At 72.7% G+C, this 11,123-nt stretch carries 8 protein-coding genes; 6 read left to right on the top strand and 2 right to left on the bottom strand.

The window, feature by feature from the left end:
• Window positions 1-10: 10 nt before the first annotated feature.
• The 5 genes from sbnB to ACH4EB_RS29760 all read left to right on the top strand — a co-directional run bounded on the left by sbnB (window position 11) and on the right by ACH4EB_RS29760 (window position 6,903).
• Complete coding sequence (gene sbnB, locus ACH4EB_RS29740; RefSeq protein ID WP_398351024.1) at window positions 11-1,012, top strand: 2,3-diaminopropionate biosynthesis protein SbnB; 1,002 nt, start codon at window positions 11-13, stop codon at window positions 1,010-1,012.
• Window positions 1,006-2,910: an FAD/NAD(P)-binding protein gene (locus tag ACH4EB_RS29745; RefSeq protein WP_398351025.1), complete on the top strand. Its 1,905-nt coding sequence runs from the start codon at window positions 1,006-1,008 to the stop codon at window positions 2,908-2,910. The genes sbnB and ACH4EB_RS29745 overlap by 7 nt, the downstream gene beginning before the upstream one ends.
• The gene (locus tag ACH4EB_RS29750; protein ID WP_398351026.1) at window positions 2,910-4,133 is read left to right on the top strand and encodes a trans-sulfuration enzyme family protein; all 1,224 of its coding nucleotides are present in this window, start codon (window positions 2,910-2,912) and stop codon (window positions 4,131-4,133) included. Before ACH4EB_RS29745 ends, ACH4EB_RS29750 begins: the two co-directional genes overlap by 1 nt.
• Window positions 4,130-5,425: a benzoate/H(+) symporter BenE family transporter gene (locus ACH4EB_RS29755; protein ID WP_398351028.1), complete on the top strand. Its 1,296-nt coding sequence runs from the start codon at window positions 4,130-4,132 to the stop codon at window positions 5,423-5,425. Before ACH4EB_RS29750 ends, ACH4EB_RS29755 begins: the two co-directional genes overlap by 4 nt.
• 269 nt (window positions 5,426-5,694) lie before the next feature.
• Window positions 5,695-6,903: a M20 family metallopeptidase gene (locus tag ACH4EB_RS29760; protein ID WP_398351029.1), complete on the top strand. Its 1,209-nt coding sequence runs from the start codon at window positions 5,695-5,697 to the stop codon at window positions 6,901-6,903.
• Window positions 6,904-7,918: 1,015 nt separating this feature from the next.
• On the opposite strand, the gene ACH4EB_RS29765 is transcribed toward ACH4EB_RS29760, so the two are convergent.
• Together ACH4EB_RS29765 and ACH4EB_RS29770 are read right to left on the bottom strand one after the other, a co-directional pair.
• Window positions 7,919-9,349 carry a S1 family peptidase gene (locus ACH4EB_RS29765; RefSeq protein ID WP_398351030.1) on the bottom strand — a complete coding sequence of 477 codons (1,431 nt, stop codon included), beginning with the start codon at window positions 9,347-9,349 and terminating at the stop codon, window positions 7,919-7,921.
• Window positions 9,350-9,870: 521 nt separating this feature from the next.
• Entirely contained in the window at window positions 9,871-10,299 is a 429-nt protein-coding gene (locus tag ACH4EB_RS29770; protein WP_398351031.1) for a nuclear transport factor 2 family protein, read from the bottom strand.
• A gap of 315 nt (window positions 10,300-10,614) precedes the next feature.
• On the opposite strand from ACH4EB_RS29770, the gene ACH4EB_RS29775 reads away from it, so the two are divergent.
• Window positions 10,615-10,893, top strand: a complete 279-nt coding sequence (locus ACH4EB_RS29775; RefSeq protein ID WP_398351036.1) for a DUF6355 family natural product biosynthesis protein — start codon at window positions 10,615-10,617, stop codon at window positions 10,891-10,893.
• Window positions 10,894-11,123: the final 230 nt, after the last annotated feature.

An 11,123-nucleotide genomic window follows, 5' to 3' on the forward strand; every position in this document is an offset into this window, starting at 1 on the left:
ACATTTCAGCATGTTCACCTTCGACGTGGTGCCGGGTGACTCCGTACGCGAGACACTGCGGAGCCGGCGCGGCGATGTCCTGGACATCGTCGCCCGTACCTACCGCAGCCATGAAGCCGGCGAGACGGTCAACCCGGACAGCTATTTCCTGCGGTTTCCCGAGAAGCCGGATTCCCGCATCATCGCGCTGCCCGCGTTCATCGGAGCGGATGTCCGGCTGGCCGGCATCAAATGGATATCCAGCTTTCCGCGGAACACCGAGAACGGGGTGCCGCGCGCCTCGGCCGTCCTCGTCCTGAACGACTACGAGACCGGTTACCCGGTCGCGTGTCTGGAGGCGGCGACCATCAGCGCGGCCCGGACCGCCGCTTCCGCCGCCGTGGCGGCGACGGCGCTGCGCCCGGACGGTTACGGGGGCAGCCGTATCGCCGTGGTCGGCGGCGGCGTCATCGCCCGGAACATCTGCGACTACCTGCACGCCGCCGGCTGCGCACCGGACGCTTATCTCGTCCACGACCTGCACGAACCGTCGGCGCAGGCGCTCGCCGCGCATGTCCGCGACACCCAGCGGCGCCCCGCGACGGTCACCGGTGACCTGGGCGCAGCGCTGGAGGCGGAGACGGTGGTGTTCGCGACGACCGCCCTGGAGCCCTATGTGCACCGGCAGTTCGAGGCCGGCCAGGTGGTACTGAACATCTCGCTGCGCGACCTGGCGCCCGAAGTGGTCCTGGGCGCGCAGAACGTCTTCGACGACGTCGAGCACTGCATGAAGGCGAACACCTCACCCCACCTGGCCGAACAGCTCACCGGCAACCGCGACTTCGTGTCGGGGACGCTGGCAGGGGTGCTCAACCAGCGGGTGTCCCTCACCGCGGACCGCCCGGTGATCTTCTCGCCGTTCGGCCTCGGCGTCCTCGACCTGGCCGTGGGCGCGTTCGCCCTCCAGCAGGCACGCGCCGACGGCACGGCCGTCAGCGTGCCGAATTTCTTCGGGGAGACCCGCCGATGGTGAGCCACGAACACCCGAGCCGCCCGCCCGTTTTCGCGATCATCGGCGTCGGCCCGCGCGGGCTGGGGGTCCTGGAGCGCCTCGTCGGCCACTGCGCGGCGCGGCCCTTCCCGGTCACCGTCCACCTGGTCGACCCGCGGCCGGCCGGCCCGGGATTCCATCTCGCCGACCAGCCCGACCACCTCCTGCTGAACACGGTGTGTTCGCAGGTCACCGCGTTCGCCGACGCACGGATGGTGGACGGCCCGACCGCGACCTCCGGGCCCGGTCTGCACGAGTGGTGCCGCTCGCGGGATCTGCGCATCGCCGCCGACGGCCACACCGTACGCACGGGCGAGGGCCGGGAGATCGAGCCGAACGACTATCTGCCCCGACGGCTGCTGCACGACTACCTCGCCTGGGCCGCCGGCCGGATCCGGGCCGCGGCACCCGGCACGATGCGGCTGATCGAGCACCGGTCCGCGGCGCTGGACATCCGGCCGGGCGCGCCGGAGCGGGAGTCCGTGCTGCTCGCGGACGGTACGGTCATCGACGCCGACGCGGTCTTCGTCACCGTGGGGCACCACTGGCTGTACCACCCGGAGCAGGCCATCGCGGAGCCGCGCCTGGTGTCCCGCCCGTACCCGCTGCCCGATGTGCTCGACTGCATCGCGCCCGGTGAGCGGGTCGCGGTCCTCGGCATGGGGCTCACGGCGATGGACGTCATCGCGTCGCTGACGCTGGGGCGCGGCGGCCGGCACGAGAAGGCGGGCGGGGGTGACGGTGGGGGCGGCAGTGCGGAGGCGCGCGGTGCGCGGCTGCGGTACGTGCCCAGCGGCCGCGAGCCGGTCATCGTGCTCGCGAACCGTACGGGCCTGCCGTCCTGCAGCCGCCCGCACCTGAACCCGGGCCGGCTGCGATTCGTACCGCTCGCGCTGACCGTGGCGGAGCTGGACGCGCGGCGCGCCGTACGTCCCGGCGGGCGGCTGGACTTCGCCGGTGACGTGCTTCCGCTCGTCGAGGCCGAGATGGAACTCGCCTACTACCGTGCGGTGCTCGGCAACCAGGTGGACGACTTCGCCGCCGCGGGCACCGAGTTCGCGCGCCGCGCCGAGCACGCCGGGTGGCGGGCCCTGCTCGCCGAGTCCCGCGAGCGCTACGGGCCGTACCCGCTGCGCGGCGTGCTCGACGCGCCGGCCGCGGAGCGCCAGTGGGCGGGCCCGGAGGAGTACGCGCGGTGGTTCGCGGCCCAGGTCGCGGAGGACCTCGACGACGCGCGTACCGGGCTGGGCCGCAGCCCCCGCAAGGAAGCCCTGGAGGTGCTGCGCGACCACCGGGACGTGCTGCGGGCGGCCGTCGATCCGCCGGGGCTCGACGAGACCTCGCTGGACCGTTTCTTCGGCGTGTTCACCTCCACCGTCAACCGGCTGGTCATCGGCCCGCAGCTCGACCGCTCCGCCGAACTGCTCTCGCTGCTCGACGCGGGCGTCCTGCGGCTGGGCCCCGGCCCCCGGCCCAAGGTCCTCGCTCCGGCCGGCAGCGCCGCGCCCTGGCGCCTGGAATCGACCTGCCTGGAGCGGCCCGAGACCGTCGAGGTCGACCACGTGGTGGCGGCGCACGTCGCCGAGCCGCCCGCCGACCAGGTGCCCGGCTCACTGCTCGGCACGCTCGTCGCGGCCGGCCGGATCGCCACCCTCGCCCCGCACGGCGGCAGCGCCACGGGCCTGCACGTCACGCGGGACGGCCGCGGCATCGATCCCGACGGAACGGTGCAGCCCAGGCTGTACTTCCTCGGCCCGCACACCGAGGGCTCCAGCTACTACAACCACTACGTTCCGTCCCCCGGCGCTCCGTCGCGCGCGCTGATGGACGCCGAACTCGCCCTGCGTACCGCTCTCGACCCGCTGACTGCGAGGCCCTGATGAACGTCCGTGACACCTTCACCCCCTGGCGGCAGGAGTACCGCCCGGCGACCCGCGCCGCCCAGGGCGACGGCTGGCGCTCGCCGGCCACCGGGTCGATCCCGCCGCCCATCGAGCTGGGGGCGACCTTCGCGCGGGACGAGCAGTACCGCTCGCCTGCCGGCCTGGCCTACCTGCGTGACCAGGGCACTCCCGGGTACGAGCAGGTGGAGCAGGTCCTAGCGGGCCTCGAAGGCGGCGGGGACGCACTGGTGTTCTCCTCCGGGATGGCCGCCGCGACCGCGGTGTTCCAGGTGCTGCCCGCCGGGGCGCGGGTCGTGGTGCCGCAGACCATGTACTTCGGGCTCACCAAGTGGCTGGCCGAGTTCGGGGGGCCGCGCGGCCTGGAGGTCGTCCGCGTACCGATGGACGACCTGGACGCGGTGGCCGCGGCGGTGACGGCGGCGCCGACCGCGCTGCTGTGGGCCGAGTCCCCCGCGAACCCGACCTGGCTGGTGACCGACCTCGCGGCCTGCGCCGACATCGCGCACCGTGCCGGGGCGCTGTTTGCCGTGGACAACACCGTGCCGACGCCGGTGCACGCCCGGCCGTTCACGCTCGGCGCCGACCTGGTCATGCACTCGGGCACCAAGTACCTCAACGGCCACACGGACGTGGTGGCCGGCTTCCTCGTCGCCGCATCCCGGCCGGAGACGGAGGGCGGGGCGGCGGCCGAGGCCCGCGAGGCGCTGTGGGAGCGGCTGCGGCTGCACCGCAGGCTCACCGGCCCGATCCTCGGTCCGCTGGAGACATATCTGCTGATGCGGGGCATCCGTACGCTCTTCCCGCGGCTGCGGCAGATATCGGCCACGGCGCAGGCGCTGGCCGAGCACTTCGCCGACCATCCGCACGTCAGCCGGGTCGCGTACCCGGGGCTGCCGACCGATCCCGGTCACGAGGTCGCGGCCCGGCAGATGAGCGGTGGTTTCAGTGGGATGCTGTCCCTGCACGTCGCCGGGGACTGGCAGCGGTCCCTGCGTACGGCCGAGAACTGCGAACTCTTCATCCGGGCGACGTCCTTGGGCGGAGTGGAAAGCCTGGTCGAACACCGCTACACCTTCGAGGGGCCGGGCAGTACCTCCCCGAAGGACATGATCCGCCTGTCCATCGGTCTGGAGGATCCGGCCGACCTCGTGGCCGACCTGGAACAGGCACTGGAACGCGCCGCAAAGGAAGACCGTTGAGTTCGGACACCACGAGCAACACCCAGCCGACCGGCACCACTTCCCCACCGGAGCCGCCGGCCGGACCCCCCACGGAAGGCTCACCACCGGACGGCTCGCCGCAGAGCCGGCCGGGCCTGTTCCGCGACGCCTCGTTGTCGGCCGTGCTGGCCGGCTTCGTGGCCGTCGTCGTGTCGTACTCCGGGCCGCTGGTCATCGTGCTGGCGGCCGCGCACGCGGGGCATCTGAACCAGGGCCAGACCAGCTCCTGGGTGTGGGCCATATCCATCGGCAGCGGGGTCACCTGCATCGCGCTCAGCCTGCGCACCCGGATGCCGGTCATCACGGCCTTCTCGACCCCGGGTGCGGCGCTGCTCGTCACCAGCCTGGGCGCCTACTCGTACGCCGAAGCCATCGGCGCCTTCCTCGTCACCGGGGCGGTCATCACGCTCGTCGGGCTGACGGGGGTGTTCGGGTGGCTGATGCGTCAGGTGCCGACGGCCGTCGTGTCGGCGATGCTCGCGGGCATCCTGTTCTCGTTCGGCACCGGGGTGTTCACCTCGCTGAAGACCGCGCCGTGGATCGCCGGCGCGGTCCTGGTGGCGTACCTGCTGGGCAAGCGTTTCCTCGCCCGGTACGCGGTGCTGCTCGCGCTGGCCGCCGGGGTGGTGTTCAGCGCGGTCACCTCGCGGCTGGACATCCACATCGACCATGTGGAGCTGGCCAGGCCGGTGATCACCGCCCCGGCGTTCTCGGCCGGTTCGCTCATCGGCATCGCCGTACCGATGATCCTGGCCACCCTGGCGTCGCAGAACGCACCCGGCATGGCCGTGCTCAGCGCGTCCGGTTACCGGCCCAAGGACCGGCTGCTGATCGGCTCGACCGGTCTGGCGTCCACGGCGCTCGCGCCGTTCGGGTCGCACGCGATCAATCTCGCCGCGATCACCGCGGCGATCTGCACCGGGCCCGAGGCGCACCGCGACCCGCGCCGCCGGTACGTGGCCGGTGTCTCCTGCGGCTTCTTCTACCTCCTGATCGGCGCGTTCGGCTCGACGCTCGTCGTGCTGTTCGCCGGGCTGCCCAAGGAACTGGTCGCCGCCGTGGCCGGTGTCGCGCTGTTCGGTGCGCTGGCCGGTGGTCTGACCGGCGCGGTCAAGGAGGAGAAGGACCGTGAGGCGGCCCTGATCACGTTCCTCGCCACCGCGTCCGGGGTGACGATCGCGGGCATCGGCTCGGCGTTCTGGGGCCTGGTGTTCGGTGTCGTGGCACACCTCGTCCTGACGCGGCTGCGCACCGGGCGGGCGACGGCCTGACCGGGGCGGTGCGCAGGCCGTGTGAGGCTTGCGCACCGCTGCCGGGCACGGACGCCGGGTACGGCTGCCGGATACGACCGCGGGTACCGTTGCCGGGCGCCGGCCCGGGCGCCTTCGGTCGGCCTTCTTGGGTTCTGTCGGCTGCCAACGGTCGTCGGGGCGCCTCCTTCCGATGCTCCGCCGGGCGCCGTCGGGCCCCCGGCCACCGCTTCGGCCGGAACCAGGGGCGCCCACTGGCCGTACGGGCGCCGCGATCTCATCATGGGCCCATGGGAGACGACAGCGACGGCACGCTCCTCGAAGACGCCCGGCGGCTGCTGCCGCGCATCACCGCCGTACGCCGCGAGATCCATCGCGCACCGGAACTGGGCACCGCGCTGCCCCGCACCCAGCAGACCGTGCTGCGCGAGCTGTCCGGCCTGCCACTGGCCGTCACCACGGGTGACCGGCTCACCTCCGTCACCGCCACGCTGACCGGCGCCCGGCCGGGGCGGACGATCCTGCTCCGTGCCGACATGGACGCGCTGCCCCAGACGGAGGAGACCGGGCTCGACTTCGCCTCCCGCACGCCGGGCGTCATGCACGCCTGCGGGCACGACACCCACACCGCCATGCTGCTCGGCGCCGTCCCGCTGCTCGCGGCCCGCCGGGAGCGGCTGGCGGGCCGGGTCGTGTTCATGTTCCAGCCCGCCGAGGAGATCTGCCAGGGCGCGCAGCCCATGATCGAGGAAGGGGTGCTGGAGACGCCGGACGGCGGGCCGGTGGACGCGGCCTTCGCCCTGCACATCACCACCCGGCACCCGTCCGGCACCGTCCATCTGCGGCCCGGCCCGCAGTCCGCCGCCGCCGACCTGCTGTCCATCACCGTCCACGGCCGGGGCGCGCACGCCGCCGCACCGCAGCGGGGCCTGGATCCGGTGCCGGTGGCCTGCGAGATCGTCCAGGCGCTGCAGACGATGGTGACCCGTACGGTCAACGTCTTCGAACCCGCCGTCCTCACCGTCACCCGTGTCACCGCCGGTACGGCGTCCAACGTCATCCCCGACACAGCGGAGATCGCCGGCACCTTCCGCACCCTGTCCGACGCCACCCGCAAGAAGGTCCGCGACGGGATCGTACGGGTGGCGGACGGCGTGGCGGCGGCGCACGGTCTGACCGCCGACGTGGAGCTGCCGGACGTCACGCCGGTGGTGGCCAACGATCCCGGCTTCACCGACCTGGTCACCCGCGCGGCGACGGAACTCCTCGGCCCCGGGCGGGTCCACCTGCTGCCCCACCCGATCATGGCCGCGGAGGACTTCGCGTTCGTCCTGGAACGGGTGCCCGGCGCCATGGCCTTCCTCGGCGCCTGCCCGCCGGGACAGGCCGCGGGCCAGGTGCCCGACAACCACTCCAGCCGGGTCGTCCACGACGAACAGGCACTGGCCGTCGGCGCCGCCGTGCACAGCGCGGTGGCCTTGTCCTTCCTCTCGGCGTAGGCGCGTAGCGGACGGCCGCCGACTGCCGGTCCCGCCCGGCGGGCAACGGGGCCGCGCTCCTACTGCCCAGCACCTGCCGCGCGTCCGCCGCGGCGTGCATCCGCATCCGTTCGGCCGTCTTGCCTTCCGTACCCGCCGGATACTCGACGGGGGCGGCGCGGGTGGCGGCGAGCGGGGCGTGCGCGGTGCAGCCGGGTCGGCAGGGCTGAGGGCCGGGGGTCGGGGGGGGGCGGGGGGGCCGGGAGAGCCGGGGGCCGTCCAGCACGCGACGGGTGGGGTGGGGTGCCCCCGGTAGTGCTCCGTCTCGTTTGGGCTGCCGGTGCCGGACTCCTCCAGGGGCAGGGCGAGATGACCAGGATGAGCTGCCGGTCGGCCGGCTTGAAGCCGAGGACAGCGTCGAGCAGGACCGGCACCCGTTCGCGCGGCGGGGTGGCAGTGTGGCGGGGCTGAGGTGGAACGGGGGCGAGCGGTGACGGGCCCGAGGGACGGCGAGGATGAACGGTGGCGGGACCGAGACGGGGCCGAAGAGTGACGGGCCCGAGGGACGGCAGGGCTGAGCGGTGGCTGGACCGAGGAGTGACGGGGTCGAGCAGTCGCGGGACTGAGGGCCGGCGGAGCCGGGGAGTGACGGGACCGAAGGGCAACAGGGTCGAGCAGCAGCGGCCCGCTCTCGACGGCCTGGCGCAGCGGTCCGAAGCGCGCCTCGACGAGGGCGCGGGCCGGGGCCGGGCCGGTGCGGTGCGGTCACCGGGCGGCTGTCCGCCGAAGCTGGCTCCGTCATCCTTTCCGCGCACGCCCGGCCCCCCCGGCGGTCCCGGGCCGCAGGCCGGGTACGGGCTGCAATGCGGCCCGGGCGGCCGGGTACCGCGAGCACCGCCAAGGCGCCGGGGGCGACCGGCGCGGCCGCCTCCGGGACGGGCGGCCAAGGCATGCGGTGACCTACCGCCCCACCGGCTCCTCCGCCCTGCCGGGGACATCGAACCCATCGGCGGCCGCGTCGCCACCGCTGCCTGCGTCATTGCCCGCTGGTCGCCGCACCGTTGCTGCCGTCCGCCGCGTCGCTGCCGCCCCCCGCCGCGTCATTGCCGCCGTCCGCCGCACCGTTGCCGCCGTTGGCCGCGCCGTTGCCGCCATCCGCCATATCGCCGTTGGACGCACCGCCGTCGTTCGCCCCGATCTCGGCGCCCGTTGCCTCCAGGGCCTTGGTGACCGGCTGGAAGAAGGTCTCGCCGCCCTGCGTGCAATCGCCGCTGCCGCCGGAGGTCAGCCCCACGGCCGCGTCGCCGGAGAACATCGACCCGCCGCTGTCCCCCGGCTCCGCGCACACGTCGGTCTGTATCAGCCCGTTGACGATGTCGCCGTTGCCGTAGTTCACCGTGGCGTTCAGGCCGGTGACGGTGCCATCCGACAGTCCCGTCGTGCTGCCGGACCGCTGCACCCGCATCCCCACGGCGGCTTCCGCGGCCCGGGATATCTGCTGCGCACTGCCGTTTTGCAGATCGACCGTACTCTCCGGGCGGGCGGCCGGGTCGTCGTAGGTCACCAGGGCGAAGTCGCTCCCGGGGAACTGGGCGTCGGCCACCGTACCCAGCGGCTGGGCCCCCGCCTGGTCGGCCGACCAGGTCGCGCTTCCCTTGCCGCAGTGTCCTGCGGTCAGGAACGCCGGAGTGCCCTGGACGGTGACGTTGAACCCCAGCGAGCAGCGCGCGTTCCCACCGAAGATGGCGCTCCCACCGACGGGCAGCGCTCCCGCACTTCCGTCACCTTCGCCGGCCCCGCCACCGTCACCTTCCCCGCCATTCCCTCCCCCGTCGTTTCCTTCGCCACCGCTATCTCCCCCGCCGGTCCCTCCGCCAGCGCCTCCTCCGCCGCCGCTCTCCGAGGCGCCTCCGGAACCACCGGCGTCCGTGGCCGCCCCCATGTCGCTGTCCCCGCCGTGATACCGCCGGAACTCGCCCGCCGACCGCTTGACGCTCGCCAGGCCGCCTCCCGCCTTCTCGACCGCTTCGGTGAGAGCGGCGAGCTTCTCGCCGGTGACCGTGCGGTCGGCGAGGACCGAGACCCGGTTGGTCCTCGGGTCGATGGACCACGCCGTACCGGGAATGGCCGCGGTATCACTCAAGGCCCTTGTTGCCGCCTGGAGTTCGCTCGTGCTGTTGCGTACGACGCGCGCCACGGCCCCCTCCGCCTCGACCTTTCTGGCGTCGTCGGCCGACAGGACGTTCATCACGAGCCGCCCGTTCTCGGCGTCGAGATACCAGCCCGCCATCCGGTCGGCGCCGAGGTCCGCCTTCAGGGCCGAGGCGGCCTGTGCGGCCGAATCGGCGGAGAAGGTCCGCGGCGGCCGTGGCCGCTCCGCGCTCGCGTTGGCCTGCGGCAGCACGATCGCCGCGGCCAAGAGGGCCGCCGCCGCGCCGCCGACGAGGGCGCCGGTCCGTTTGTTCACATGTCGATGGCTCTTGCTCACGTATCGGTGGCTCACTTCTCTGACCTCCAGCAGGGCCGGGGAGCACACGGGAACGTACGCGTGGTGGCGCCGATGCCCCCGTGCACGGTGGGCACCCAGTTCTACGGAGGACGCAGAGGTGCCGACTCAGGCCTCCGCGCAACGCGATGAATTCCCTCCGTCCAGCGCCCCGTCCCCCTACACTGCCCCGCTCCCCGGCGCTCGCCGGTCAGTGACGTGGCCACGCCCGGGCGCGGCCCCGGCCAGCGGGCACATGACGTACGTCGTCGACAACTCGCCGAGCGGAAGCGCCCGTTCGCCACGGTCGATCAGGAGGGCGCCCCGAGGCGCGATGCCGAGTCCTCGTCGGCCGACACCTCGGCGTCGCCGAAGACGGCTCGGGCCCCACGCCCACGCCCCGAGCAACACCACCGCTAACAGCACGTAGTTCACCATGCCCAGACCGTAGCGGAGGGGTCTGACAATGCCCCCTGGCCGCCTTGGCCGACGGCCTGTCAGGCTTACAGGTTGTCGCCCCAGCCGCCCTGGATCATGGTCTGGAAAGCCCACTTGCCGTCCCGCCGGATCAAAATGTCGGCGTACCGCAACTGCTGACTCCGGCCGTCCTGGGTCATCGTCGAGTCCGTGAAGACCACGGCCATCGCGGGTGAGAGGAAGACGGGCGTCCTGGTGGATTCGAAGGTGATGTCCGCGCCCCCCTCACCCATCACATGGGTCATCGTCGTGACGAACTGCTCCCGGTCCCACTGTGCCGAACGGCCGTCGCCGGCCGCGTCGTCGCTCACCAGGTTGAGCGGGAACACGGCCATGTCGGCCATGCGCTCGATGTCGCGCTTCGCGCTCCGCGCGTCGTACTCCGCGAACCAGGCCTCCAGGCTCGCACGGTCCTCGTCGGTCGGTACGTACCCGGTGCCAGGCAGGAAGGTCACGCGAACTTCTCCTCAGGGTTTTCGGACGCGCGCCCACCACTCGTGACCACGCAGGAACAAAGTACGCCCGACAAGAACACTAGTCAAGATTGATTAGTGGATACCTGTGCGAGGCACATCCTCCGGCCACGGCCCACGTCGAACCCGTGCGATCCGGCCCGGCACTCGAACCGGTGGTTTCCGTTCCCCGTACGAGTGAGACGACCTGACGCCCCGTGTGATCGAGGTGACGCTCTCCCCGTGCCGAGGCGACTCCGCCCGGCATCGCAAGGTCGATATCTCCACATCTCGACAAGGAGTCACGCACCCATGCACATGAGCCTTCGCCGCACTCTGCTGGCGGCCCTCGGCGCCGCGGCCCTCACCCTCGGCATGTCCGTCGCGGGCGCGCCCAGCGCGGCCGCCGCGCCCTGTGGTTTCTACGAGACTTCGAGGGACGCGTTCTACAACCACTGCACCAACGACGGCTCGCGCGTGATCATCGAGGTGGAGGTGTTCGGCCCCAACTACGAGCGCTGCGTGGGCCCCGGGGTCACATGGCTGGGCTCCGCCGGCCGGATCGACGGAGCCCACTACGCCGGCCGCACCTGCTGACCTTCTCTGCCGCTTCGTACGAGCGGGCCCGGCCGGCCTGGCCGGGCCCGCCCCGACGAGTCCGGCCGACCGCGCCCGCCGCGAGGACGGCGGACGCTGATCAGGGTCGGGCTGATCAGGGTCGGAAGGAACGATTCACCGTTGGAGGAAGGTGAAGAGGTTTTCCCAGCGGTGGACGATGGTGTCGGTGGCGTAGCGCTGGATGTTGGTGCGGGCGGCGTCGCCCATGC

Origin of the sequence: Streptomyces sp. NPDC018045, from assembly GCF_044327445.1 — a bacterium.
Taxonomy (GTDB): domain Bacteria; phylum Actinomycetota; class Actinomycetes; order Streptomycetales; family Streptomycetaceae; genus Streptomyces.